The sequence below is a fragment of the Saccharothrix longispora genome, from assembly GCF_030852425.1.
In the GTDB taxonomy this organism is placed as follows: domain Bacteria; phylum Actinomycetota; class Actinomycetes; order Mycobacteriales; family Pseudonocardiaceae; genus Actinosynnema; species Actinosynnema longispora.
In genome coordinates this window covers 577157-602231 of record NZ_NSDM01000002.1, presented here as the reverse complement: position 1 = coordinate 602231, position 25075 = coordinate 577157, and the positions used below count along the sequence as shown (strand labels likewise).

The following is a 25075-nucleotide window of genomic DNA, read 5'->3' as shown; positions in this document are numbered from 1 at the left end:
GCTCGTGTGATCGGGAGCACGTGGTCCTCCGTCGTCGGGCGGGGGCGTCACACCTCCGGCGGGTGTTCGGGGCTTCCCGGCAGGTGGACGTTCTCCTCCCGTCCGGGCCGCGAGTTAGGGTCGAGGGCATGCAGACCTGGTCATCCACCCCAGTCCCGCGGGTAGCGGGCGAGCCGCGCCCGCTGCGGTTGCACGACACCGCCACCGGAGAGGTGCGCCCGACCGCCCCGGGCGACACCGCCAGGCTGTACGTCTGCGGCATCACCCCGTACGACGCGACCCACCTGGGTCACGCGGCGACCTACCTGGCGTTCGACCTGGTGCACCGGGTATGGCTGGACAACGGGCACGACGTGCACTACGTGCAGAACGTCACCGACGTCGACGACCCGCTGCTGGAGCGCGCCGAGCGCGACCAGGACGACTGGGTCGTCCTGGGCATGCGGGAGACCGCCCTGTTCCGCGAGGACATGGTGGCCCTGCGCGTCCTGCCGCCCCGCGACTACATCGGTGCCGTCGAGGCGATCCCGGAGGTCGTCGAGGCCGTCGCCAAGATGCTGGCCGACGGCTCCGCCTACCGCGTCGACGACCCGGAACACCCGGACGTCTACTTCGACCACGGCGCCACCGGCCGCTTCGGCTACGAGTCGAACTACGACGCCGACACCATGGCCCGCTTCTTCGCCGAACGCGGCGGCGACCCCGACCGCGCGGGCAAGCGCCACCCCCTCGACGCCCTGCTCTGGCGCTCCGCGCGCCCCGGTGAGCCCTCGTGGCCCTCGGAGCTGGGACCCGGCCGGCCGGGCTGGCACGTCGAGTGCAGCGCCATCGCCCTCAACCGCCTGGGCACGTCGTTCGACGTCCAGGGCGGCGGCTCGGACCTGGTCTTCCCGCACCACGAGTTCTCGGCGGCCCACGCCGAGGCGCTGACCGGCGAGCACCCGTTCGCGCGGCACTACGTGCACGCGGGCATGATCGGCCTGGACGGCGAGAAGATGTCCAAGTCGCGCGGCAACCTGGTGTTCGTCTCGAAGCTGCGCGCCGAGAAGGTCGACCCGAGTGCGATCCGGCTGGCCCTCTTCGCCGGCCACTACCGCGCGGACCGGCCGTGGAGCGCGGAGCTGCTGGCGTCCGCCGAGGCCCGCCTGGCGACGTGGCGGCGTGCCGCGGCCCTGGCCGCGGGCCCGGGCGCGCGGGACGCGGTGGCCCGCCTGCGCGACCACCTGGGCAACGACCTGGACACGCCGTCCGCCCTCGCGGCCCTCGACGCGTGGGCGGACGAGGCGTTGTCCACCGGTGGTTCGGACGCGACCGGCCCGACGCTGTTCCGGGCGGCGGTCGACTCGCTGCTGGGCGTGGAGCTGTAGGAGCGGACGGGGCCGCCACCCGCAACGGGTGGCGGCCCCTCGCCCGGGTCACGCGTCGAGCGTCCAGCTGTTGATGTAGCCCGTGTCCAGGAACGCGGCGTCGCGCACCCGGAGCTGCCAGGTGCCCGCCGCCACCTCGGACGAGGCGTTCACCGTGTACGAGCGGTTGATGTTGTCGGTGCTGCCACCGCTGCGGTTGTGCAGGTTGTAGACCGAGCCGTCGGGGGCGACGAGGTCCACCACGAGGTCACCGATGTAGGTGTGCACGATGTTGACCTGCACCGTGGTGGTCGCCGACGCGTTGCCCGAGCAGGCCAGCGCGATCGGGCTGTTCACCGTGCTGTTGTCGGGGATCGACACGTCGGTGCCGTTGGTCACCGGGTTGCACCCGGTGCCGACCGCCGTGACCGTCCAGGTGAACGAGGCGGTGCCGGTCCGCCCGGCCGAATCCGTCACGGTGACGGTCACCGACGAGGTGCCGGTGGCCGTGGGGGTGCCGGAGATCAGGCCGGACGCGCTGATCGACAGGCCGGCGGGCAGGCCGGTCGCCGAGAACGAGTACGGCGCGGTGCCGCCGGACGCCGTGAGCTGGAGGCTGACGGCGGTGCCGACGGTGGTCGACTGGTTGCCCGGGTTGGACACGGCCGGGGTGCCGGGGGTGGCGGTGCCGGTGTAGAGCAGCTTGTTCGGCGAGCCGGTGCCCGGGCTGGTGATCTTGTCCGACGTGGCGGCGGCGACGATCGCCGCGTTCACGGTCGGCGGGGTCGCGGTGGGGTTGGCGGCCAGGTAGCGGGCCGCCGCGCCGGCGACGTGCGGGGACGCCATCGACGTGCCGCTGATCGTGTTGGTGGCCGTGTCGTTGGTGTGCCACGCCGAGGTGATGTTCTGGCCCGGCGCGAAGATGTCCGTGCAGGTGCCGAAGTTCGAGAACGAGGCCCGCGCGTCGGTGTTGGTCGACGCGTTCACGCTCAGCGCCTCGGCCACGCGGGCCGGGGAGTAGTTGCACGCGTTGGCGTTGGAGTTGCCCGAGGCCACCGCGTAGGTGATGCCCGACGCGATGGAGTTGCGCACCGCCGTGTCGAGCGCGGTGTCCGCGCCGCCGCCCAGCGACATGTTCGCCACGGCCGGCTTGACCGCGTTCGCCGTCACCCAGTCCACGCCCGCGACGACGCCCGCCGTGGTGCCGGAGCCCGCGCAGGTCAGCACCTTCACGGCGATGAGCTTGACGCCCTTGGCGACGCCGTGCGCGATGCCGCCGACCGTGCCGGCGACGTGCGTGCCGTGGCCGTTGCAGTCGCTGTTGTTGCCGTCACCGCTGGTGTTGGCGCCCCACGACGCCTGGCCGCCGAAGTCGCTGTGCGTCGTCCGGATGCCGGTGTCGATGATGTACGCCCGCACGTTGCTCGCGGACCCGTCCGCGTAGTTGTTGTCCAGCGGCAGGTCCCGCTGGTCGATGCGGTCCAGGCCCCACGACGGCGGGTTCGGCTGGGCGTCCAGCTTCACCGGCAGGTCGGCCTGCACGAACGCCACCCGCGGGTCGGCGGCCAGGCGGCGCGCCTGGGACTCGGACAGGGATGCGTGGAAGCCGTTCAGGGCGTGCTGCCAGGCCGCGCGGACCTGGCCGCCGTACTTGCCGACCAGCGCGGACGCGGTCGAGGCCGACGCGGACCGCGCCGAGACCGAGTCGTTCAGGGCCACGATGTAGGAACCGGCGACGGCGTCGGCGCGCTCGGCGCCGAGCACGGTGCCCTCGGCGGCCGCCACCCCGGTGTTGGCGAAGGCCAGTGCCGCGGCCGAAACCGCTGCTAAGCCGAGGACGGCGAGTCTTCTGGTGGTGCGGGCGTCTCCCATGACGGGGTCTCCCTCGGGCAGGGCTGCTCGACCGCGCCGGCGGGTGTGCCGGTCGGTGCGAGCGTGCAGGGATGGGGACGTTCGCGCGAACGGGTGGTGCGACCTGGTCACAAGCATGATCGGGACAAAAACGGCCCGGCAGTAGCGCCGTTAGTCGTAAATATTCCGAACCGCGGGGGTCAGTTCGGGCCGAACTTCTCCGCGCGGTGGGTCCGCCAGCGCTCCAGCAGGGTCGGCAGCTCGGCGTGGATGAACCCGAAGAAGGCGCGCATCTCGGCGATGCGCCGGCCGGCCGGGGTGTCCTCGCCGAGCGTGGTGACGCCTTCCTTCAGCGGCACCTCCCAGCGGCGGAACATGTCGTCGCGGCGGAACAGCGCCTCGTACCAGACGTCGTCGAGCACGGTGTAGACGTCACGGCGGGTGCCGGTCTCGCGCTCGCGCCCGATGAGGCGCACCTGGGACAGGTAGCGGACGGCGCCGGAGATCGCGGCGGGGGACACCTGGAGCACGTCGGCCAGGTCGGCGGAGGTCATGCGGCCGCTGTCGGAGGCGAGCAGGGCGGTGAACACGCGCGCGGGCATCCTCGGCACACCGGCCTCGTTGAACACGGCGGCGAAGCGCTCGATGAAGCGCAGCACGGCCTCGTCGTCACGCTCGTGCACGTCAGCCACCGGCGCATCATCCCTTCAGGACTTCCGAACGGGTGGCAGTTTATACGCTTCCTTAACTTCACGAAGTTGTGAAAGAATTGTAGCTTGTTGCCCATGACATCCGCGATATCCGTGTCGGGCCTGGTCAAGGCCTTTGGTCCGACGCGTGCACTGGACGGTCTGGACCTGACCGTTCGCCAGGGGGAGGTGCACGGCTTCCTCGGCCCCAACGGGGCGGGCAAGTCGACCGCCATCCGGGTCCTGCTGGGGCTGCTGCGCGCCGACGCGGGTTCCGCGTCGCTGCTGGGCGGCGACCCGTGGCGCGACACCGCCGCGCTGCACCGGCGCCTGGCCTACGTGCCCGGCGACGTGAACCTGTGGCCGAACCTGACCGGCGGCGAGGTCATCGACCTGCTCGGCAGGCTGCGCGGCGGGCTCGACGAGAAGCGCCGCGCGGAGCTGCTGGAGCGCTTCGAGCTGGACCCGCGCAAGAAGGGGCACACCTACTCCAAGGGCAACCGGCAGAAGGTCGCCCTGGTCGCCGCGCTCGCGAGCGACGTCGAGCTGCTGATCCTCGACGAGCCGACCTCCGGCCTGGACCCGCTGATGGAGGCGGTGTTCCAGGACTGCGTGAACGAGCTGCGCGGCGAGCGCACCGTGCTGCTGTCCAGCCACGTCCTGGCCGAGGTCGAGGCGCTGTGCGACCGGGTCAGCATCATCCGCAACGGCCGCACGGTCGAGTCGGGCACGCTCGCCGACCTGCGCCACCTCACCCGCACCAGCGTGACCGCCGAACTCGTGGACGTGCCCGACGGGCTGGCCGACCTGCCCGGCGTGCACGACGTCGACGTGCGGGGCCGGCGCGTGCGGTTCGAGGTGGACACCGACCACCTCGATGGCGCGCTGCGCAGCCTCGTCGCGTCGGGCGTGCGGACGCTCACCAGCCAACCACCCACGCTGGAGGAGCTGTTCCTACGCCACTACGAGGACGACTCGCGCGCGGTGTCGTCATGACCGGCCGGAACCCGTCGACCGGCCGGAACCCGCTGACCGGCCGGAACCCGCTGACCGGACTGCGCCCGCTGCTCGGGCTGGCGCTGCGCCGCGACCGGCTGCTGCTCGCGGCCTGGGTGCTGGGGCTGGTCGGCATCACCCTGGCCACCACCTCGGCGATGGGCGACCTGTACGGCACGGTCGAGTCGCGGCGGCAGCTGGAGGCCACCGCGGGCGCCAACCCGGCGTTCCTGGCCCTGATCGGCCCGCTGCACGACGCCTCGACCCTCGGCGGCGTGCTGGCCTGGCGGTGGGGCGTGTTCGGCGCGCTCCTCGTGGCCCTGATGAGCACGTTCCTGGTCACCCGGCACACCAGGGCGGAGGAGGAGTCGGGTCGGTTGGAGCTGATCGGCTCGGCCGTCGTCGGGCGGCACGCGCCGCTGGCGGCCGGCGTCCTGACCGCGTTGCTGGCCAACGTCGTCATCGGCCTGCTGACCGCGCTCGGCCTCATCGGCCTGGGCGAACCGGCGGCCGGGTCGTTCGCGTTCGGCGCGGCGTTCACGGCGGTCGGCTGGGCGTTCGCGGGCGTCGGCGCGGTCTCGGCGCAGGTGTCGGAGAGCGCCCGCACGGCCAACGCGATCTCCGGCGCGGTGCTGGGCCTGGCGTACCTGCTGCGCGCGGTCGGCGACGCGGCGGGCGACGAGGGGCCGACCTGGCTCACCTGGGCGTCACCGCTCGGGTGGGCGAGCCTGACCAGGCCGTTCGCCGACGAGCGCTGGTGGGTCCCGCTGCTGCCGCTCGCGCTGTGCGCGGTGCTGCTGGTGGTCGCCTCGGTGCTGGTGACCAGGCGCGACCTCGGCGGCGGCCTCGTGCCGACGCGGCTGGGACCGGCCCGCGCCCCGGCGTCGCTGGGCAGCGCGTTCGGCCTGGCGTGGCGGTTGCAGCGGGGCATGCTGCTGGGCTGGGCCCTCGCCCTGCTCGTGCTCGGCGGCGTGTACGGGGCGGTCGCCCGGGGCGTCGAGGAGATGCTGGGGGACAACCCCGCGCTGGCGCAGATCATCACCCGGATGGGCGGGACCGGCGCGGTCGTCGACGTCTACCTCGCCACGATCCTCGGCGTCATCGGCCTGTTCAGCGCCATCTACGTGGTGCAGGCGCTGCTGCGGCTGCGCGCCGAGGAGACCGGGTACCGCGCCGAGCCGGTGCTGGCCACCGCCGTCGGCCGGCACGCGTGGGTCGCGGGCCACCTGGTGTTCGCGATCGTCGGCACGGCCGCGGTGCTGGCCGCAGCCGGGCTCGGCGCGGGCCTCGTGCACGGCGCCCGCGTCGGCGACGTCGGCGGGCAGGTGGTCCGCCTGGTGGGCGCCGCGCTGGTGCACGCGCCCGCCGTGTGGGTCGTCGCCGGGCTGTCGCTGGTCCTGTTCGCACTGGTCCCCAAGCTGACCTCGGTGAGCTGGGCGGTGCTGGTGGTGTGCCTGGTGCTGGGCCAGCTCGGACCGCTGCTGCGGCTCGACCAGTGGGTGATGGACCTGTCGCCGTTCACGCACGTCCCGAGGGTGCCGGGCGCCGAGCCGACCGCCGCGCCGCTGCTGTGGCTGACGCTGGTCGCCGCGGTGCTGGTGGGGATCGGGTTCGCCGGGTTCCGCCGGCGGGACGTCGGCCGGTGACGAGGTGACACCCCAGGTCTGAAGGGACTCTTTCGGAAGAGGTCTTTCGGATGTGCCGTCGGGGCACGGACCTCCCCGGCCCCGACGGGCCACCGACACCGGTGACCGCGGGGAACGGCCCTGGCGCGCCACCTCCGTCGGGCTCGGGATCGGCGGGTTCGACGAGGACCCGGCCGTGCGCACCAGAGGGACGCGCTGACGGCCCCCCACCTCGACGAGGACGACCGGCTCGCGCGGCGGGTCCCCGACCGGCGGCACGAACTGCCGCGGGAATGGCTGGAGGCGTCGGGGCCGCGTTCGCCGTCCTCGGCGCCTCGGCCCTGGCGAAGCTTGAGGAAGCGCTGAGGAACCGCGGAGGTCCGGACTCCACGCTCGTGTCACCACCGAGTGAGGAGCACGAAATGCAGGAGAACCGCCGTCGTCCCGTCTGGAGCCCGGTCGCCCTCGCCGCCATCGGCGGGTCCGTCCTCGTCGCCATGGGGGTCGGCGTCTGGGCCACCCTGACCGCGACCGCCGCGAACGTCACCCCCGAGCAGGTCACCAGCGGCACGCTCAAGCTGACCCTGGGCAACAACGGCGCCGGCTCCGGCCAGGGCATCACCGACATGGCCCCCGGCGACGTGGTCAACCGCTACGTGACGCTGACCAACGGCGGCAGCCTCGACGCCCAGGGGCTCACCGTGCAGGTCGCCGCCACCGGCTCGTCGACGCTGATCACCGACGGCGCCACCGGCAAGGCCCTGCGGGTCACGATCACCACGTGCGTCGGCGGACGTGGACGCCCGACACCGGCGCGTGCGGCGGCACCAAGTCCGTGCTGATGGCCGCCACCCCGCTGAGCGGCCTGACCGCCGCCACGTCCCTGCTGCCCGCCGCGATGACTGCGGGCGAGGTCCAGAACCTCCAGGTCTCCGTGCAGCTGCCCGACCAGAACGAGACCCCGCCCGGGCAGCCCCACGCCACGAAGCCGGCGGCGGCCAACCGCAGCGTCCTCGGGCGCCACGCGCTGCGCAGCGGCGGCCGGTCCGCGCCGCGGCGGGCAGCCCGATCAGGGCCAGCGCGGCCGCCACCGCCGTCGCGCCGGCGAACGCCCACCGCCACGACACCTCGGCCGCCACCCCGCCCAGCAGCGGCGCGAACGCCTGCCCGGCGGCCTGCATCGACGCGAACAGCCCCGGCGACCGCCCCAGCCGCTCGCGGGGCGCGACCGCGGCCAGCAGCGCCGGCAGTGACCACGACACCGCGCACAGCACCGACGCCACCGCGTACGCGACGTAGGCCAGTCGCACCGCGCGCACCGCGCCCCAGCGGCCGCCCAGCGTGCCGGAGACCAGCATGAGCAGCGAGAACGGCAGCATGTAGCCGGTCAGCGTGGACGCCGCGGCCCCTGCCGACACGCCGAAGTCGGCACCGACCTCGGGCAGCACGGACGAGGTCATCGCACCGCCGAACGGACCGAGGAACCCGCCCGCTTACAGCGCCGCGAGCCGGGGCCGGCTCACATCCCGGTCGGCCCGCGACCCGGCCCGCGACCCCGCCGGCGCAGGTAGCGCTCGAACTCGGCGGCGATGTCGTCACCGCTGGCCTCGGTCATCTGGATCTCCGCGTCGCCGCGCTCCTCCAGCGCCCGCACGTAGTTGCGCACGTCCTCGTCCTCGTCGGCCATCTCGCTGACCGTGCGCTCCCACTCCTCGGCCTGCTCCGGCAGCGCGCCGAGCGGCACCTCGACGTCGAGCACCTCCTCGACGCGGTGCAGCAGCGCGAGCGTGGCCTTGGGCGACGGCGGCTGCGACACGTAGTGCGGCACGGCGGCCCAGAACGAGATGGCGGGGACGCCGGCCTGCACGCACAGGTCCTGGAACACGCCGACGATGCCGGTGGGCCCCTCGTAGCGGGACCGCTCCAGCCCGTACTTGGTGGCCGCCGCCGCGTCGTAGGCCGTGCCGGTGACCGGTACCGGACGGGTGTGCGGGGTGTCCATCAGCAACGCGCCCAGGGTGACCACCGTGGTCACGCCCAGGTCCTCGATGTGGCCGAGCAGTTCGGCGGCGAACTTGCGCCACCGCATGTTCGGCTCGATGCCGTGCACCAGGACGACGTCGGTGGCCGAGCCGGGAGGGCGGCACACGGACAGCCGTGTGGTCGGGAATTCCACCCTTCGGGTGACGCCGTCCACCATCCGGACCGTGGGACGCGTCACCTGGAAGTCGTAGTAGTCGTCCGGGTCGATCTCCGCCAGCGGCGTCGCGTCCCACGTGAGTTGCAGGTGCTCGATCGCGGTGCTGGCGGCGTCACCGGCGTCGTTCCACCCCTCGAACGCCGCCACCAAGATCGGGTTGGTGAGCGGTTTGCCGGGGTTGGAGTGGGTCTGGGCGGCCTGGTCCGGATCGGTCACGGCGTCAGACTACGACCCCCGGCGCGGACCCGACGCCGTAGGCTTGGGCGCATGTCGGGTCGTGTCCCGCCGGTGTCGCCGGGCACACCCGCCGACGACGTGCCCGCGCCGGGCGGGGGGCTGCCGACCACGCCTCCGGGGCCGGGCGAAATCGCAGGTCGCGGCGTTCGGGGTGCCGAATCCGCGCCGTGACCGCTTCGGAAGGGCGGAGATGACGGTCGAGGCTGTGCTGTGGGACATGGACGGCACGCTGCTGGACTCGGAGAAGCTGTGGGACATCCCGCTCGCCGAGTTCGTGGAGAAGTTGGGCGGCGCGCTGTCCGCCGAGACCCGCCGCTCGCTGGTCGGGTCGAGCGTGCCCCGGACCATGGCGCTGCTGTTCGGCGAGGCCGGGCTGGTGCCCACGCCCGAGGACGTCGCCGACGGCGCGGCCTGGATCTCGCGCCGCACCGAGGAGGTGTTCCGAGCCGGTCTGCCGTGGCGACCGGGGGCGCGGGACGCGCTGCGCGCGGTGCGCGCGTCCGGGGTGCCGATGGCGCTGGTGACCTCGACCGAGCGCACGCTGACCGAGGTCGCCCTGGACACGCTGGGGCGCGACCTGTTCGACGTGGTGGTGTGCGGCGACGAGGTGGGCGGGCGCAACAAGCCGCTGCCCGAGCCCTACCTGGAGGCCGCCCGCCTGCTGGGCGTCGACCCGGCCCGCTGCGTGGCCGTCGAGGACTCGCCGACCGGCGTGGCCGCCGCCGTCGCGGCGGGCTGCACGGTCCTGGTGGTGCCGTGCGAGGTGCCGGTGGACACCGGCGAGCGCCGCGTGTTCCGCGAGTCGCTGACCGGCGTGGACCTGACCACGCTCGCCGCCCTGCTCGACTGACCCCGGCCGGTCACCGCGCGGGCAGCGGGCAGTCCCCGCACGTCCCGCCGCCGTCCAGGCGGTAGTACAGGCAGCAGCTGCGCCGCCGGAACACGACCTCGCCGGGGAACGGGACGAACTCGCCCGTGCCCCGCAGCGGCGGTTCGGCGAACAGCTCGCGCCCCAGCGCCACGCAGCCCTCGGCGCTCGCCGTGCCCGCGCGGGCGACGATCCGCAGGGCGCCCGCCACCGACGACGCGGCGTTGCCCCACAACAGCCCCGGCGCGACGGGCGCGACCGCCCGGACCGCGTCGACCACGGGGGCGAGGGACTCGGCGATGCCGGTCCCGACCCGCGGTTCCCTCAGCCGCACGCGGAGGCCGTCGGGCCCGTAGCGCCACCACAGGTTGCCCGGCCGCACGTCGGGCACGGCGCCGTCGACGGCCCGCGCCGCGACCACCGGGCTGAGCAGTCGCGCGGTGTAGCCGAGGAAGAACAACGACGCCGCCACCCGCGGCTCGGTGGTGCGGTAGCGGGCCGTGATGCGGTCGATCGCGTCGGGCAGCGCGGGGCCGGACAGCAGCGCGTCCCCGTCGTGCCAACTCTCCTCGGACCGGCCCTCGTCAGGCCGGCTCCCGTCGGGTTCGCCGACGTCGAGGGCGAAGAAAGGGCTCAGGTCGCGGACCTGCCTCAGGGTGGCCAGGACTCGGGTGGGCTCGGGCACGTGACCTAGTCTGCCCGGCGTGGATTCCCTGGGGCTGGGCCTCACCCTCGGCCTGGCGGCGAGCATCAGCCCCGGGCCGCTGCTGGTGCTGGTCGTGACGTCGGCGCTGCGCTCGGGCTGGCGCGCGGGCGCGGCGGCGGCGTGCGCACCGCTGCTGTCCGACGCCGTCGTGGTCGCCACGACCCTGCTGCTCCTGGACCGGCTGCCGCCGAGCGCCCTGGGCGTGCTCGGCGTCGTCGGCGCGGTCTTCGTGGTCTGGAGCGGCGTGCAGACCGTGCGCGAGGCCCGGTCGGCGACCCTCGGCGCGAGCGGCGAACCCCTGGCGTTCCGGCGCGCGGTGCTGGTCAACGTGCTGAGCCCGCACCCGTGGGTGGCGTGGGCGACCGCGCTGGGCCCGCTGACCGTCACCACGTGGCGGGCGTCGTCCGGGGCGGCGGTGGCCCTGCTGGTCGGCTTCTACCTGACCCTGGTGGGCGGCAAGGTCGTGATCGCGCTGCTGGTCGCGCGCGGTCGGCGCAGGCTCGGCGACACCGGCTACCGGCGTGCGCTGACCTGCGCGGGCGTGCTGCTCGTGCTGGCCGGCGTGGCGCTGGGCGTCGAGTTCGCGGGCTACGGCCGGTAGCGCTCAGGGCAGGTAGAACGTCAGGACGTCGGCGCGCACCGGCGGGAACAGGGTGCGCATGAGGTCTGCGTTCGGCCCCGGGTAGACGTCGGGCTGGCGCGCGGCGAGGCCCGCGATGCCGTGCGGGCCGAACAGCAGCGACGCCAGCATGTCCGGCGCCACGCCCGCGCCGCCCTCCGCGCCCGGCCCCTGCATCGTGCCGCCCGGCACGACAGGGCCGACCTCGCCGGCCTTGAACGGCAGCCGCACGTGCGACTCGTAGAACGACACCACGGCCTCGCCCTCCCGGCCGGCGAACGCCTCCGACGCCGCGAGCCGCGCCCCGAACACCGGCCGCAGGTGCTCCAGCAGCGCGACCGGGTCGGCGACCCGCACGTAGTAGGACTCGGCCTCCTCGCCGGCGGGACCCAGGAACGGCTCCAGGGCGTCGCCCGCGACCGTGCCGGGCCGCTCGGTGGCCTCCCGCGCGGCGGTCAGCGCGAGCAGCGCGCGCCCGGCCGCCTCGTCGACGGCGGCGACCTCGGCCAGCCGCAGGCCCTCGTCGGGCGGGGTGGTGCGGCCCGTCGCGACCGGCACGCCGTCGCGTTCCACCACCCACTGGGTGCTGCCGTCGCGTTCGACGAGCCAGCGCCACAGGGCGGGCGAGTGCGGCATCACGAGGTCGGCGCGCGCCTGCTCGGCCTCCTGGAGGCGGGCCATCACCGGGATGTCGTCGGCGGTGGCCTCGCGGATCGTGTGCGCCCCGGCGTCCGGGCGGGCCTGCACGGGACGCGTCGCCGCGATCGGCACGGCGTAGGTGTAGCCGAACTTCCGGTAGAAGTACGGGATGCCGATCATGACGCCCACCAGTTGCCCGCGCGCGGCGGACCGCTCGTGCGCCCAGCCCATCAGCGCCCGGACCAGGCCGCGGCCCTCGTAGGCGCGGTCGGTCGCGACCAGTTCGACCTGGCCCGCCGGGATCTCCACGCCGGCCAGCACCAGCGTCTCGTCCAGCAGGGTCGCGGTGGACACCACCCGGTCGCCGTCCACGACGACCGCGCACGCCCCCCACCCCGCGTCCGGGTCCTCCACCACCAGTCGGTGGTCCACGGCGTCGGCGGGTTCGCCCCGGTCCGCCAGGAGCGCGCCGATCCGGTCGAGGTCGCCGGGGCGCGCGGTCCGCAGCACGAGGCCGCTGTCGAGTGACGTCACAGCAGCAGTGTGGGGCCGGTCATGCCGAGGGCCAACGGATTATCGGTGGCGGTCGCGGCGCGCGCCCGCGCAGAATCCCGCGCATGGCCTGGCTCCCCGCTGACTTCGTCCACCCGACCCGCGTGCCGCTCGACGGCGAACACCACCTGCGGCCCATCCGCGAGTCCGATGTGGACATCGACTACCCGGCGGTGATGGGCTCGCGCGAACGCCTGTGGTCGCTCTACGGCGAGGCGTGGGGCTGGCCGCCCGCCACCATGACCCGCGAGCAGGACCGCGTCGACCTCGCCCGGCACGAGCAGGAGCAGGACGACCACGAGTCGTTCAACTACGCCCTGTTCGACGCCGACGAGACCGAGCTGCTGGGGTGCGTCTACATCGACCCGGCCGAGGACGCGCTGATCTCGTGGTGGGTGGTGGACGGCAAGGTCGGCACCGACCTGGAGCGCGCGCTGGACGCGTTCGTGCCCAGGTGGATCGCGGAGGAGTGGCCGTTCACCAGTCCCCGCTACGGCATCTAGGGTTCGCGGGGTGACCCCGCTCGCGAAGTGGACCGTCGTCGCCGTCTGCCTCACCGCGCTCGCCGCGCTCGTGCCGTGGTCGCGGTACGGGCAGGTCGACGTCGAGCTGTCGCGGTTGCCCCTGTGGTGGCTCTACCTCGGCGCCGCGGTGCTGCTGCACGCGTGCGCGCTGCTGCCCGCCCGGTCCGGGTTCGTGCCCGGCTTCGTCGTGGGCACCGCGGTGCTCACGACGGCGGCGCTGGTGGCGTTCGGGTACGACGAGGCGTCCTGGCCGCCGCCGGGCGCGGTGGACGCCGGGGGCTTCCCGGTCGCGGTCCCGATGGTCGCGCCGCGTCCCGGGCCGGGCGTCCTGTTCGCGGTGGCGTCGGTGGTGGCGCAGGTGGTCGGGCTGCGCGCCCGCGCCCGCCTCCCGGTCGGCTGAACCAGGGGTCCCCACCGGCCCGCCGGCGTGCGGGGGATGCGAGGATCACACCCCGTGAAGACCTTCGACGAGCTGTTCGCCGAGCTGAGCGAACGCGCACGCACCCGCCCTGAGGGCTCCGCCACCGCCGCGGCTCTGGAGGCCGGGGTGCATGCGCAGGGCAAGAAGGTGCTGGAGGAGGCCGGCGAGGTCTGGATCGCGGCGGAGCACGAGTCCGACGAGCGGCTCGCCGAGGAGGTCTCGCAGCTGCTCTACCGCGTGCAGGTGCTCATGCTCGGCCGCGGCCTCACCCTCGAAGACGTGTACAAGCACCTGTGATCCTGGAAGCGGCGACGCTCGACGTCCGCCCCGGTCTGGAGGCGGACTTCGAGCTCGCGTTCGCGCAGGCCCGCGAGGTCGTCGCGGCCTCGCCCGGGTTCGTCTCGCTCGACCTCCGGCGGTCGGTCGAGCGCCCGTCCCGCTACCTGCTGCTGGTGCGGTGGGAACGGCTGGAGGACCACACGGTCGGCTTCCGGCAGGGGCCGCTGTACCCGAGGTGGAAGGCGCTGCTGCACCACTTCTACGACCCGTTCCCGGCCGTCGAGCACTTCCGGGAGCTCTAGCGCTCCCGCACGAACAGCGACTGCGCGCCGCGCCCCACGGGACCGCGCTCGTCGTGCAGCTCGCTCGTCGCCACGCCCACCCCGGCGGGGCCGATCACGGTGCGCGCGTCGAGGGCGAACCACTCGCCGACCGGCTCCCGGTGCAGGTGCACGGTCAGGTCGGTGTTGATCGCGTACCACTTCGCGATGTCCAGCCTGCTCGACACGCCGCTGGCCGAGTCGGCCACCGTGAACAGGCGCTGGAGCGCGGTCGGTTCCTCGCCGGCCACCACCGGCACGCGCGGGCGGGCCCACACGGTGGCGTCGCCCGGCGCGAAGATGCCGCCGTCGACCGACCGCCACTCCATCGCCCGCAGGTAGCCGCCCCGCCACGCGTCCGGGATCGCCATCGGTCGACAGTCCCCGGCCGGCGGCAACGGGGTTCCCCCGCCCGCCGCGACCGCCGTCGTGTCGCCCGTGACGATCCGCCACGCGGTGGCCCGCAGCACCGGGCGGCCGTCGTGCGCGAGGCTCGCCGACAGCAGCTCCACCGACCGGCCCGGCCGCTCCACGCCCGCCTCGACCGCCAGCTCCGCCACCGGCACCGGGCCCAGCACCTCGAACGCGACGCGGGACAGCACGGCGTCCCCGCGCGGCGAACAGCGCTCCAGCGCCCGCACCAGCAGCGCGGACGGCGGGCCCAGGTGCTGGCTCTCGTCCGACCAGGGGCCCGCGGTGTGCCCGGTCGAGGCGAACCGGTGCTCGTCGAGCCGCTCGTAGAACGCCACTAGTCCGCCCGGTCCAGCGCCGTCTCCACGCCCGCGTCCGGCTCCGGCCACCCCGGGTAGGGCGGCGGGGTGCCGTCGAACGCGGGGCACAGCGCCTTGTGGTCGCAGTAGGCGCACAGCTTGCCCGGGTTCGGCCGGAAGTCGCCCGTCCGCGCCGCGCGCAGGATGGCGTCCCAGATCGCCTCCAGGGTGCGCTCGAACCGGCTCAGCTCCGCCTCGTCCGGCTGGTAGGCCAGCGCCTGACGGTCCGCCAGGTACATCAGCCGCAGCTGGCGCGGCACCACGCCCCGCAGCCGCCACAGCACCAGCGCGTAGAACTTCATCTGGAACAGCGCCTTGGCCTCGCCCACCTCGCGCGGCGCGGCGCCCGTCTTGTAGTCGACCACCCGGATCTCACCGGTCGGCGCCACGTCCACCCGGTCCACGTAGCCGCGCAGCAGCACGCCGGACGGCAGCTCCCACTCCACCAGCAGCTCCCGGGCGTCCGGGTCGAACCGGCGCGGGTCCTCCAGCCCGAAGTAGCCGTCCAGCAGCCCCTCGGCCGAGGCCAGCCACGCCTCCTGCTCCGGGTCGTCGGCCTCGAACAGCTCGGCGAACTCCGGCCGCTCCGCCCGCACCCGCTCCCACGCGGGACCCACCAGCTCCCGCGCCCGCTCCGGCACCCGCTCCCGGGCCGGCAGCCCGAACAGGTCCTCCAGCACCGCGTGCACCACCGTGCCCCGCACCTGCGCCCTGGTCGGCTTCTCCGGCAGCCGGTCGACGGCGCGGAACCGGTAGAGCAGCGGGCACTGCTTGAAGTCGCCCGCACGGGACGGCGAGAGCGCGGGCCTGCGAACAGGGCGCTCGGTTGTCGGCACTGCCATGACGAGAACGATAGGCCAACCCACTGACAAGATCGTCTCCAAACGCCCTGGTCCGGATCACAGCGCTGATACACCCGTGCGCCTAGGCTTCGGACGTGGCGACGACGAGTTGGCGACGGCAGGTCGGCCGGGACGGCGGGCTGCCACTGTTCCGCGCGGCCGGGATACCGGTGCTGCTCGCGCCGTCCTGGTGGCTCGGGTCGGCGGCCGTCGTCGTGCTCTACGCGCCGATGGTCGGGCGCCTCGTCCCCGGCGCCGACGGGCTGACCGGGGTGCTGCTCGCCGCCACGTTCGCCCTCTTCCTCGGCTTGTCCGTGCTCGCCCACGAGCTGGGCCACAGCCTCGTCGCACTGCGCCTGGGCCTGCCGGTCCGCCGGCTGCGGCTGTTCCTGCTGGGCGGGGTGTCCGAGGTGATGCGCACCCCCGCGAAGCCCGCGCACGAGGGCGCCATCGCCGCCGCCGGCCCGGTGGTGTCGATCGTGCTGGCGGGGGCGTTCGCGCTGGCCGCCGTCGCGATCCCGCAACCGGACGCGGTGTGGCTGCTGATCGCGCAGACCGCGTTCGCCAACGCCGCCGTGGCGGTGTTCAACCTGCTCCCGGGCCTGCCGCTGGACGGCGGGCGCATCCTGCGCGCCGGGGTGTGGGCCGCCACGGGCCGTCGCGCCGCGGGCACCAGGGCCGCCGTCGTCGGCGGTGGCGCGGTGGCCGCGCTGCTGGTGGCGTGGGCGCTGTGGGGCCTGGTCGACGGCGCCGAGGACCGCTGGGTCAGGTTCGGCGTGTGCCTGCTCACGGCGTGGTTCGTGCTGGCCGGCGCGCGCGGCGAGCAGGCCGCCGAGCACAAGCGGACCTGGCCCGACGGCCTCACGCTCACCGAGCTGGTCCGACCCGTGCTCCAACTGCCCGCCGAGAGCCCCGTGTCGGGCGCGCTCACCGCGTCCGCGGGCCGCGGCGTGGTGCTGGTCCGCGCGGACGGCGTCGCGGCCGGCCTGCTCGACCGGGAGATGGCCCGGCAGCTCGCCTCGACCTCGCCGCACGCCCCCGCCGAGCAGGCCGCCGTGCCGATCCGGCCGGAGACCGTGCTGCTGGAGAACGAGAGCGGCGACGAGGTGGTCGAGCGGGTCCACGGCACCGCCGCCTGGGAGTACCTGGTCGTCGACCTGGAGGGCAGGCCCGCGGGCGTGCTGCGCCGCGAGGACCTCAAGGCCGCGCTGGACCGCCGCTGACCTGCCCGCCGCCGGCTCGGCCGCCCAGCAGCCCGGCGTCCTGCGCCAGGATCGCCGCCTGTACCCGCGAGCGCAGGTCCAGCTTGGTCAGCACCCGCGACACGTGCGTCTTCACCGTCGTCTCGCCGATGTGCAGCTTCCGCCCGATCTGGTGGTTCGACAGCCCTTCGCCGAGGCACCGCAGCACGTCCACCTCGCGGTCGGTCAGCGAGTCGAGCCCCGCCGGGCGTGGCCGGGGCGCGACCGAGGCGAACTCCCGCATCACCCGCCGCGTCACGCCGGGCGCCAGCACCCCGTCACCCGCCGCGACCCGCCGCACCGCCTCCACCAGCGCGGGCGCCTCCACGGACTTCAGCAGGAACCCCGCCGCGCCCGCCCGCAGCGCCCCGGAGACGTACTCGTCCAGGTCGAACGTGGTCAGCACCAGAACCTCGGCCACGTCGCCGATCCGCCGGGTCGCCTCGATGCCGTCCACGCCCGGCATCCGGATGTCCATCAGCACCACGTCGGGCCGCAGCGCCAGCGCCATCCGCACCGCCGCCGCGCCGTCGGCCGCCTCGCCGACCACCTCGACGCCGTCCGCGCCGCCCAGGATCATCACCAGGCCCGTCCGGATCGCGGCGTGGTCGTCGGCCACCAGCACGCGGATCACAGCGGCAGCTCCGCCCGCACGACCCACTCGCCGCCGGCGCGGCCCGCCGAGAACTCCCCGCCCACCGCGTGCGCGCGTTCCGCCATGCTCACCAGCCCCGTCCCCGAATCCCGTGCCGCCCCGTCCGCCGCGTTGCGCACGACCACCACCAACCGCCTGACCTGCCGCTCCAGCTCCACCGACGCGCCCGGGCCGGACGCGTGCCTGACCGCGTTGGTCAGCGCCTCCTGCGTGATCCGGTAGGCCGCGACCTCCACCGCGACCGGCAGGTCGTCGACGTCCGCGCCCCGGAACCGCACGTCCAGCCCGGCCGCGCGGGCCGAGTCGACGAGCACGCCCACCTCGGACAACCGCGCCGTGGCCGGCGCGTCCGCCGGCCCGTCGGCCCGCAGCACGTCGATCATCATGCGCATCTCCGACAGGGCCCGCACGCTGTTCTCGCGGACCGACTTGAGCACCGTGCGCGAGGTTTCCGGGTCGCCGTCGCGCAGCGACAGCACCGCCTCGGACTGGATCGCGATGGCGGACAGGTGCCCGGCCACCACGTCGTGCAGGTCGCGGGCCATCCGGTTGCGCTCGGCGCCCACCGCGGCCCGCCGGTCCAGTTCGGCGATCCGGGCCACCTGCTCGGCGCCCTCGCGGTGCCGCCGCACGTTCGTCGCCCACCACACGGGCACCACGAGCAGCGAGAACACCTGCAAACCGGCGTAGAACGACAGCCGCCAGTCACCCACCACCGCGACCACCGCGGTCACCCCGACGGTCAGCACGGCCACCGCGCCGACGATCACCTGGTGCAGCCGGCGCGAGCCGTGCAGCGCGGCCGCGAACAGCACGTCGATCAGCACCGCGATCGTCGGCAGGCTCGGCCCCAGCGCCAGGTCCACCGCCGTCGCGGAGGCCACCACGACCAGCGCGACCGCCGGCGCCCGGTGCCGGAAGCACTGGCCCGCGCACGCCACCGCGAGGATCGCCAGCCGGGTGCCCAGCGGGACGCCCGGGTCCCGGCCGCCGAGGACCAGGTCCACGTCCAGCAGGTGGACGACCAGCCCTCCCGCGAAGGACGCCGCCGCGACGAGCGGGGCGCGGTACCTGCGGTGGAGCGTCACCGCGCCATTGCAGCACAGGGCACCGGGCGGGGCGTCCGACGAAGTGATGACCTCCGGTGGGTCGGCCCGACGACGCGCCCGGGCACGCCCGCGACGACGCTGGAGCCGTGGTCGAACCGCTGGTGGTCCTCATCGTGGCGTGCGAGGTCGGGCTGTGGGTCGTGCTGGGCGCGGGGCTCGTCGCCCGGTACGTGCTGCGCATGCCCCGGCTCGGCGCGGTCCTGCTGGTCTGCACGCCCCTGGTGGACGTGGTGCTGCTCGTGGCGACGGTCGTCGACCTGCGGGCGGGGGGCGAGGCGAACGCGTCGCACGGGCTGGCCGCGATCTACCTGGGGGTGAGCGTGGCCTTCGGGCACAGCGCGCTGCGGTGGGCCGACCAGCGGTTCGACCACCGCTTCGCGGGCGGTCCGCCGCCGGTGAAGCCGCCGAAGCGGGGGCCCGGGAGGGTTCGCCACGAGTGGCGCGAGTGGGGGAAGTTCGTGCTCGCCTGGGCCATCGCGGGGGCGATCGTCCTGCTGCTCGTCCACGTGGTCTCGACACCGGAGCGCGCCGGGGGCCTGCTCGGCCAGATGCGGGGGATGACCGTGGTCGGGCTGGTGTGGCTGATCGGCTGGCCCGTTTACCACACGATCACGGACAAGGGGGAGTGATGCGCGAGGTACCGGGGATCGTCGTGCGGCGCGGCGCAGGGGCTGGTTCCACTGTGCCCGCTGGTCAGGGGGATCGAGAGCAGGAGTCGGTTCGTGGTGGCGCACCTGCTGCCCACCTGCCGGCGGCCGTCGGGTCCGCCGTCGTGGACGCGGCGCTGTTCCGGGCGGGGTTGCGGGCGGAGAAGTCCCGCCAGTGGGGCGCGCGGGGCTCCGTGCGACCATCGTGCGCTGTTGACACGCGTCTTAGCAGGAGGTTCGCCGCGGTGAGCACCGCCAGTGGTCCGTTCCAACCCGGAGACCGGGTGCAGTTGACCGACCCGAAGGGACGGCACTACACGATCGTGCTCGAACCGGGCAAGGAGTACCACACCCACCGCGGCGCCCTGCCGCACGACAAGCTGATCGGGCAGCCCGAGGGGTCGGTGGTCGTGTCCGTCGGCGGCACGTCGTTCCTGGCGCTGAGGCCGCTGCTGGCGGACTACGTGCTGTCGATGCCGCGCGGCGCCCAGGTGATCTACCCCAAGGACGCCGCCCAGATCGTCATGTACGGCGACATCTTCCCCGGCGCGCGGGTCCTGGAGGCCGGGGCCGGCTCCGGCGCCCTGACCTGCTCGTTGCTGCGCGCGGTCGGCGAGAAGGGCAGCGTCATCTCCTACGAGGTGCGCCAGGACCACGCCGACCACGCCATCCGCAACGTCGAGCAGTTCTTCGGCGAGCGACCCGGCAACTGGTCGCTCACCGTGAGCGACCTCGTCGAGCACGAGGGCGAGGTCGACCGGGTGATCCTCGACATGCTCGCCCCGTGGGACGTGCTGCCGACCGTGTCGAAGAGCCTCATCCCGGGCGGCGTGCTCGTCGTGTACGTGGCCACCACGACCCAGTTGTCCAAGGTCACGGAGGCCATCCGGGAGCAGCAGCACTGGACCGAGCCCCAGTCGTGGGAGACCCTCGTGCGGCCGTGGCACTCGGTGGGCCTGGCCGTGCGGCCGGAGCACCGGATGATCGCGCACACCGCGTTCCTGCTGACCACCCGCAGGCTCGCCGACGGCGTCACCCCGCCCCGCCCGCAGCGCCGCCCGTCCAAGGGCTGACCAGGTGGAACGGCCCCGCTCACCGATCGGTGAGCGGGGCCGTCGCACGTGCCGGGGTCACTTCTCGCAGGCGACCCAGCCGTCGTCGGTCTTCTTGAACGGCACCGTGTCGGTCTGCGTGTCCTTCATCAGCTCCCGCATCTCGCTGGGGACGCCCTCCAGCTTGATGGTCAGGGTGGCCTCGGCCTGGGTGTCGCTCTTCTCCTCGACCTTGTCGACGGAGGCGACGACCTTGATGTCCTTGAGCGCCTCCTGCATCTTCCGGGCCTGCTCCTTCGCCTCGGCGGGCAGGCCCTCCAGCTGCTTGTCGAGCTCGGCGCCCATGGCGTCCGGGTCGAACGCCTTCTTGAGGTCGTCGATCTCCTTCTGGTCCTCGGCGCAGGTCAGCGAGCGGAGCTTGTCGTAGTCGCGGTTCGAGATCGCCGAGGCGAAGCCGTCCGCCGCGTCCTTGGCCGTGCCGTTGCTCCCCCCGCCCAGCGTCATCACCAGGGCGACCACCACGCCGATCACGACGAGCGCGCCGACGCCGCCGAGGATCCACGGCAGCGGGCTCTTCTTGGGCGGCGTGCCGTAGGGGGCGCCGAAACCACCCGGTTGGCCGTAACCGGCCTGGTTGAACTGGCCTTGCTGCCCGTACGGCTGCTGGCCGTAACCGGGCCCGCCGGGCTGCTGGGGCGGCCCGTAGCCGCCGGGCGGGGGGCCGTAGTCGGGCTGCGGCCGGCCACCCGGTGGGGTTCCGTAGGCGGGCTGCTGCCCACCCTGTGGGAAACCCTGGGGAGGGGGGTACCCGCCGGGCTGCTGCCCGTACCCCGGCTGCTGGCCGAATTGGCCTGGTTGCCGGCCGGACGGGCCCGGCTGCTGCCCGTGGGGTTCCGGCTGCTGCGGCGGGACGGACATCACGTTCTCCTAGAACTTTCCGCTGGTGGCAGTGACACTGCCCGGACCACGCACGTGGGACTCGTGTTAGAGACGCACGGTAGCGGGTAGGAGGTTCCGGTTGACACCGGTATGGAGCAGTTCGTCCCTCCGAGCGGGCGGTATGCGTGATCACGCGACGCCCGGAAACTCGCAGGGTGGCGGCTTTTGTCGGTGATCGCCGGTACCGTTGTCGTACGTACACGGGAGGAGGGTGCCGACATGCAGCACGGTCATCCCGGCAGCCAGCCCGATGAGGGTGGCGAGCTGAACAAGGGCAACAACTCTGGTGAGCTGACTGCGCAGATCCGGTTCCTCGAGGACGAGATCGCGTTGCTGCGCCGCAAGTTGACGGAATCCCCACGACACGTCCGCCTGCTGGAGCAGCGGTTGGCGGAGGCGACGGAGCGCGTCAGCCAACTGACCGAGCGCAACACGAAGCTCATCGACACCCTTCGAGAAGCACGGAGCCAGCTCCTCGCGCTGCGCGAGGAAGTGGACCGGCTCGCCCAGCCGCCCAGCGGCTACGGCGTGTTCCTGGCGCGGTTCGAGGACGGCACGGTGGACGTGTTCACCTCCGGCCGTCGCATGCGGGTGTCGGTGTCGCCCGCGGTCGAGACGTCGTCGCTGGTCCTGGGCCAGTCGGTGCGCCTCAACGAGGCGCTGACGGTGGTCGAGGGCGGCGGCTTCGAGCGGACCGGCGAGGTCTGCACGCTGCGCGAGGTCCTCGAGTCCGAGGAGGCCGACACCACGATCGGCCGGGCACTGGTCGTGGGCCACGCCGACGAGGAGCGGGTCGTCTGGCTCGCCCAGCCGCTGATGGACTCGCCGCTCAAGGCGGGCGACTCGCTGCTGGTCGACTCCAAAGCCGGGTTCGCCTACGAGCGGGTCCCCAAGGCCGAGGTCGAGGACCTGGTGCTGGAGGAGGTGCCGGACGTCAAGTACGAGGACATCGGCGGCCTGTTCCGGCAGATCGAGCAGATCCGCGACGCCGTGGAGCTGCCCTTCCTGCACGCCGACCTCTTCCGCGAGTACAAGCTGCGCCCGCCCAAGGGCGTGCTGCTCTACGGCCCTCCCGGGTGCGGCAAGACGCTCATCGCCAAGGCGGTGGCGAACTCCCTGGCCAAGCAGGTCAGCCGCGCGCGCGGCGACGACCACCGCGAGGCCAAGAGCTACTTCCTCAACATCAAGGGCCCCGAGCTGCTCAACAAGTTCGTCGGCGAGACCGAGCGGCACATCCGCCTGATCTTCCAGCGGGCCCGTGAGAAGGCGTCCGAGGGCACCCCGGTGATCGTGTTCTTCGACGAGATGGACTCGATCTTCCGGACCCGCGGCTCGGGCGTGTCGTCCGACGTCGAGACCACGATCGTGCCCCAGCTCCTCAGCGAGATCGACGGCGTCGAGGGCCTGGAGAACGTGATCGTGATCGGCGCCTCCAACCGCGAGGACATGATCGACCCGGCCATCCTGCGTCCCGGCCGGCTCGACGTGAAGATCAAGATCGAGCGTCCGGACGCCGAGGGCGCGAAGGACATCTTCAACAAGTACCTCACGCCCGACCTGCCGATCCACGCCGACGACCTCGCCGAGTTCGGCGGCGACCCGGCGGCGTGCATCGACGGCATGGTGCAGCACACCGTCGAGCGGATGTACGAGGAGTCCGAGGAGAACCGGTTCCTGGAGGTCACCTACGCCAACGGTGACAAGGAGGTCCTGTACTTCCGGGACTTCAACTCCGGCGCCATGATCCAGAACATCGTCGACCGCGCCAAGAAGGCGGCCATCAAGAGCCTGCTGGACACCAAGCAGCCGGGCCTGTCGGTGCGCCACCTGCTCGACGCGATCGTCGACGAGTTCGCCGAGAACGAGGACCTGCCCAACACGACCAACCCGGACGACTGGGCACGGATCTCGGGCAAGAAGGGCGAGCGGATCGTCTACATCCGCACGCTCGTGACCGGCAAGAACCAGGAGTCGGGTCGGGCGATCGACACCGCCACCAATACCGGTCAGTACCTGTAGCAGCCGCGTCGCCGGCAGTGCCGACGAGGAGCCCGCCCAGCCACCGCGCCGGGCGGGCTCCCGCCATTGCGGGGTGACCGGCTAGGACCGGGCGGTGACCAGTCCCGACTCGTAGGCCGCGATGACGAGCTGGGCCCGGTCACGGGCCTGGAGCTTGTGCAGCAGCCGCCCGATGTGGGTCTTCAGCGTGCCGGGGGCCATGTGCAGCTCGGCCGTGATCTCGGCGTTGGAGCGACCCCGTGCGATGAGGGTGAGCACCTCCCGCTCGCGCTCGGTGACGCCGTCCAGCCGGACCTCGCGCTGCTCCGGGGTGCGGGCGAACTCGGCCACCAGACGCCTGGTCACCGAGGGCGACAGCAGCGAGTCGCCCGCCGCCACCACCCGGATCGCGGCCAGCAGCTCGGCCGGGGGAGTGTCCTTGAGCAGGAAGCCGCTCGCGCCGGCCCGCAGCGCCGAGTAGACGTACTCGTCCAGGTCGAACGTGGTCAGGATCAGCACCCTGGCCCCGGTCGACGCGCCGATCTCGCGGGTGGCCGCGATGCCGTCGACGCCCGGCATGCGGATGTCCATCAGCACCACGTCCGGCGAGGTCTCCCGCACCACCGACACGGCCGTCGCGCCGTCACCCGCCTCGCCGACGACCCGCAGGTCGGGGGCGGAGTCCACGAGCACCCGGAAGCTGCCGCGCAGCAGCGCCTGGTCGTCCACGACCACCACGTCGATCACGGCAGGGGCACCTCCGCCCGCACCGCGAACCCGCCCTCCGCCCGCGGCCCCGCCGAGAACGTCCCGCCGTACACCGCCACCCGCTCCCGCATCCCGATCAGCCCGTGGCCGCCGGTCCGGCCGGTCGACAGCCGCTCGCCGGGGCCGTCGTCGACCACCGTCACCGACACGGACGAACCGGACACCTCGATCGCGGCGGTGCAGGTCGCCGGCGCGGCGTGCTTGACCACGTTCGTGACGGACTCCTGCACGAGCCGGTACACCGTGAGGCCCAGCGCCTCGGGCACGGTGCCCGTCACCGACAGGTCGACGCCCACCCCGGCCAGCGAGGCCCGCGACACCAGCTCCGGCAGGTCCGCCATGCTCGGCATGGGCGCCAGCTCCGCCGCCGCGTCCTCCGAGCGCAGCACGCCGAGCAGCCTGCGCATCTCCACCAGGGTGCCGCGCGAGGTCGTCTCGATGACCCGCAGCGCCTCCTCGGACACCGACGCGTCGCGCACGTGGGCCGCGGTGCCCGCCTGGACCGCGATGAGGCTCAGGCCGTGCGCGACCACGTCGTGCAGCTCGCGGGCGATCCGCATGCGCTCCTCGGTGACGGCCGCCGACGCCGCCTGGGCCGCCCGGCGGGCCTCGTAGTCCCGCCGGACGCGCGTCACCCGGCCCAGCGCCCACGCGGTGCCCACGCACAGCGCGGCGAACAGGACCAGCCCGATGTCGTCCGGCCACGGCTCGGCGACCGCGATGGTCGCGGCGATGACGACCAGGGTGGCGACCAGGGCCCGCACCGCGACCCGGTGCGGGCGGAGCGAGGCCACCGCGTACGCGGCGAACGCCGTCGCCCCGAACGGCTCCAGCGTGATGTGGGCGACCGTGGCGGCGGTCTGCGCCACCAGCACGACGCCCAGGGTGAGCAGCGGCCGGCCGCGCCGCATGGCCAGCGGCGCGCCCACGAGCACGGCGAGCGGGTAGCCCAGCCACAGCGGCGTGGCGCTCATCTCGGCGAAGCCGAGGTAGGTCACGACGAAGAGCACCGCGACGGCCGTGTCCAGCGCGTACGGGTAGGCGGTCGGCAGCAGCCGCAGGACGTGGGACTTCACGCGGCGAACCGTAACCGGGGTGCGCGGTGCGGGGCATCGGACCACGGTCCGATCCGGAACTCCGGCCCCTCGTCCGATCCGTCCACGCCGCCGCACCGGCACGCTC

At 73.7% G+C, this 25075-nt stretch carries 26 protein-coding genes; 14 read left to right on the top strand and 12 right to left on the bottom strand.

Annotated elements, in window-relative coordinates; translation table 11 throughout:
- The first annotated feature begins 128 nt into the window (after positions 1–128).
- Positions 129–1367, top strand: a complete 1239-nt coding sequence (mshC, locus tag CKY47_RS07800; protein ID WP_306744983.1) for a cysteine--1-D-myo-inosityl 2-amino-2-deoxy-alpha-D-glucopyranoside ligase — start codon at positions 129–131, stop codon at positions 1365–1367.
- A gap of 48 nt (positions 1368–1415) precedes the next feature.
- Here the strand turns inward: mshC and CKY47_RS07795 are convergent, their stop codons facing one another.
- Together CKY47_RS07795 and CKY47_RS07790 are read right to left on the bottom strand one after the other, a co-directional pair.
- Positions 1416–3218 (bottom strand): S8 family peptidase, encoded by a 1803-nt coding sequence (locus CKY47_RS07795; protein WP_306744982.1) that lies wholly within the window; start codon positions 3216–3218, stop codon positions 1416–1418.
- A 179-nt stretch (positions 3219–3397) separates the two neighbouring features.
- A complete protein-coding gene (locus CKY47_RS07790) occupies positions 3398–3889 on the bottom strand; it encodes a GbsR/MarR family transcriptional regulator (protein WP_306744981.1) in 492 nt (163 codons plus the stop codon).
- Positions 3890–3982: 93 nt separating this feature from the next.
- On the opposite strand from CKY47_RS07790, the gene CKY47_RS07785 reads away from it, so the two are divergent.
- From CKY47_RS07785 to CKY47_RS07775, 3 genes are all read left to right on the top strand, one after another.
- Positions 3983–4882, top strand: a complete 900-nt coding sequence (locus CKY47_RS07785) for an ABC transporter ATP-binding protein (protein WP_306744980.1) — start codon at positions 3983–3985, stop codon at positions 4880–4882.
- Positions 4879–6528 carry an ABC transporter permease gene (locus tag CKY47_RS07780; protein WP_306744979.1) on the top strand — a complete coding sequence of 550 codons (1650 nt, stop codon included), beginning with the start codon at positions 4879–4881 and terminating at the stop codon, positions 6526–6528. The genes CKY47_RS07785 and CKY47_RS07780 overlap by 4 nt, the downstream gene beginning before the upstream one ends.
- 401 nt (positions 6529–6929) lie before the next feature.
- Complete coding sequence (locus CKY47_RS07775; RefSeq protein ID WP_306744978.1) at positions 6930–7349, top strand: TasA family protein; 420 nt, start codon at positions 6930–6932, stop codon at positions 7347–7349.
- A gap of 677 nt (positions 7350–8026) precedes the next feature.
- Here the strand turns inward: CKY47_RS07775 and CKY47_RS07770 are convergent.
- Complete coding sequence (locus tag CKY47_RS07770) at positions 8027–8923, bottom strand: PAC2 family protein (RefSeq protein WP_306744977.1); 897 nt, start codon at positions 8921–8923, stop codon at positions 8027–8029.
- 211 nt (positions 8924–9134) lie between these two features.
- Between CKY47_RS07770 and CKY47_RS07765 the strand changes: the two genes are divergently transcribed.
- On the top strand, positions 9135–9794 hold the full coding sequence (locus CKY47_RS07765; RefSeq protein WP_306744976.1) for an HAD family hydrolase: 660 nt from the start codon (positions 9135–9137) through the stop codon (positions 9792–9794).
- Between the two features lie 10 nt (positions 9795–9804).
- Here CKY47_RS07765 and CKY47_RS07760 read toward each other — a convergent pair whose 3' ends face one another.
- Positions 9805–10497: a (2Fe-2S)-binding protein gene (locus CKY47_RS07760; RefSeq protein WP_306744975.1), complete on the bottom strand. Its 693-nt coding sequence runs from the start codon at positions 10495–10497 to the stop codon at positions 9805–9807.
- Positions 10498–10516: 19 nt separating this feature from the next.
- Here CKY47_RS07760 and CKY47_RS07755 point away from each other — a divergent pair, with 19 nt between their 5' ends.
- Positions 10517–11119, top strand: a complete 603-nt coding sequence (locus CKY47_RS07755) for a LysE family translocator (RefSeq protein ID WP_306744974.1) — start codon at positions 10517–10519, stop codon at positions 11117–11119.
- A gap of 3 nt (positions 11120–11122) precedes the next feature.
- Here the strand turns inward: CKY47_RS07755 and CKY47_RS07750 are convergent, their stop codons facing one another.
- Positions 11123–12310: a GNAT family N-acetyltransferase gene (locus CKY47_RS07750; RefSeq protein ID WP_306744973.1), complete on the bottom strand. Its 1188-nt coding sequence runs from the start codon at positions 12308–12310 to the stop codon at positions 11123–11125.
- Positions 12311–12393: 83 nt separating this feature from the next.
- On the opposite strand from CKY47_RS07750, the gene CKY47_RS07745 reads away from it, so the two are divergent.
- The 4 genes from CKY47_RS07745 to CKY47_RS07730 are packed head-to-tail and all read left to right on the top strand — an operon-like array spanning position 12394 to position 13854.
- Positions 12394–12831, top strand: coding sequence for a GNAT family N-acetyltransferase (locus CKY47_RS07745; protein ID WP_306744972.1), 438 nt, complete (start codon positions 12394–12396; stop codon positions 12829–12831).
- Between the two features lie 10 nt (positions 12832–12841).
- Positions 12842–13252: a hypothetical protein gene (locus tag CKY47_RS07740; protein ID WP_306744971.1), complete on the top strand. Its 411-nt coding sequence runs from the start codon at positions 12842–12844 to the stop codon at positions 13250–13252.
- 54 nt (positions 13253–13306) lie between these two features.
- Entirely contained in the window at positions 13307–13570 is a 264-nt protein-coding gene (locus tag CKY47_RS07735; RefSeq protein ID WP_033434999.1) for a phosphoribosyl-ATP diphosphatase, read from the top strand.
- Positions 13567–13854, top strand: a complete 288-nt coding sequence (locus CKY47_RS07730) for an antibiotic biosynthesis monooxygenase family protein (RefSeq protein ID WP_306744970.1) — start codon at positions 13567–13569, stop codon at positions 13852–13854. The genes CKY47_RS07735 and CKY47_RS07730 overlap by 4 nt, the downstream gene beginning before the upstream one ends.
- On the opposite strand, the gene CKY47_RS07725 is transcribed toward CKY47_RS07730, so the two are convergent.
- Both CKY47_RS07725 and CKY47_RS07720 read right to left on the bottom strand, forming a co-directional pair.
- Positions 13851–14621, bottom strand: coding sequence for a thioesterase family protein (locus CKY47_RS07725; protein WP_306744969.1), 771 nt, complete (start codon positions 14619–14621; stop codon positions 13851–13853). The genes CKY47_RS07730 and CKY47_RS07725 overlap by 4 nt on opposite strands.
- The gene (locus CKY47_RS07720) at positions 14621–15484 is read right to left on the bottom strand and encodes a RecB family exonuclease (protein ID WP_306744968.1); all 864 of its coding nucleotides are present in this window, start codon (positions 15482–15484) and stop codon (positions 14621–14623) included. The genes CKY47_RS07725 and CKY47_RS07720 overlap by 1 nt, the downstream gene beginning before the upstream one ends.
- A gap of 95 nt (positions 15485–15579) precedes the next feature.
- Between CKY47_RS07720 and CKY47_RS07715 the strand changes: the two genes are divergently transcribed.
- Complete coding sequence (locus CKY47_RS07715; protein WP_306744967.1) at positions 15580–16707, top strand: site-2 protease family protein; 1128 nt, start codon at positions 15580–15582, stop codon at positions 16705–16707.
- On the opposite strand, the gene CKY47_RS07710 is transcribed toward CKY47_RS07715, so the two are convergent.
- Together CKY47_RS07710 and CKY47_RS07705 are read right to left on the bottom strand one after the other, a co-directional pair.
- Positions 16682–17305, bottom strand: coding sequence for a LuxR C-terminal-related transcriptional regulator (locus tag CKY47_RS07710; RefSeq protein WP_371320632.1), 624 nt, complete (start codon positions 17303–17305; stop codon positions 16682–16684). The genes CKY47_RS07715 and CKY47_RS07710 overlap by 26 nt on opposite strands.
- A 50-nt stretch (positions 17306–17355) precedes the next feature.
- The gene (locus CKY47_RS07705) at positions 17356–18468 is read right to left on the bottom strand and encodes a sensor histidine kinase (protein ID WP_306744965.1); all 1113 of its coding nucleotides are present in this window, start codon (positions 18466–18468) and stop codon (positions 17356–17358) included.
- A 107-nt stretch (positions 18469–18575) separates the two neighbouring features.
- Here CKY47_RS07705 and CKY47_RS07700 point away from each other — a divergent pair, with 107 nt between their 5' ends.
- Together CKY47_RS07700 and CKY47_RS07695 are read left to right on the top strand one after the other, a co-directional pair.
- Positions 18576–19118 (top strand): hypothetical protein, encoded by a 543-nt coding sequence (locus tag CKY47_RS07700; RefSeq protein WP_306744964.1) that lies wholly within the window; start codon positions 18576–18578, stop codon positions 19116–19118.
- 263 nt (positions 19119–19381) lie between these two features.
- A complete protein-coding gene (locus CKY47_RS07695) occupies positions 19382–20209 on the top strand; it encodes a tRNA (adenine-N1)-methyltransferase (protein ID WP_306744963.1) in 828 nt (275 codons plus the stop codon).
- A 57-nt stretch (positions 20210–20266) separates the two neighbouring features.
- On the opposite strand, the gene CKY47_RS07690 is transcribed toward CKY47_RS07695, so the two are convergent.
- Entirely contained in the window at positions 20267–21106 is an 840-nt protein-coding gene (locus tag CKY47_RS07690; RefSeq protein ID WP_306744962.1) for an Rv0361 family membrane protein, read from the bottom strand.
- Positions 21107–21346: 240 nt separating this feature from the next.
- Between CKY47_RS07690 and arc the strand changes: the two genes are divergently transcribed.
- Complete coding sequence (arc, locus tag CKY47_RS07685) at positions 21347–23146, top strand: proteasome ATPase (RefSeq protein ID WP_306744961.1); 1800 nt, start codon at positions 21347–21349, stop codon at positions 23144–23146.
- An 81-nt stretch (positions 23147–23227) separates the two neighbouring features.
- Here arc and CKY47_RS07680 read toward each other — a convergent pair whose 3' ends face one another.
- Entirely contained in the window at positions 23228–23872 is a 645-nt protein-coding gene (locus CKY47_RS07680) for a response regulator (protein WP_306744960.1), read from the bottom strand.
- On the bottom strand, positions 23869–24969 hold the full coding sequence (locus tag CKY47_RS07675) for a sensor histidine kinase (protein ID WP_306744959.1): 1101 nt from the start codon (positions 24967–24969) through the stop codon (positions 23869–23871). Before CKY47_RS07675 ends, CKY47_RS07680 begins: the two co-directional genes overlap by 4 nt.
- Between the last annotated feature and the right edge of the window lie 106 nt (positions 24970–25075).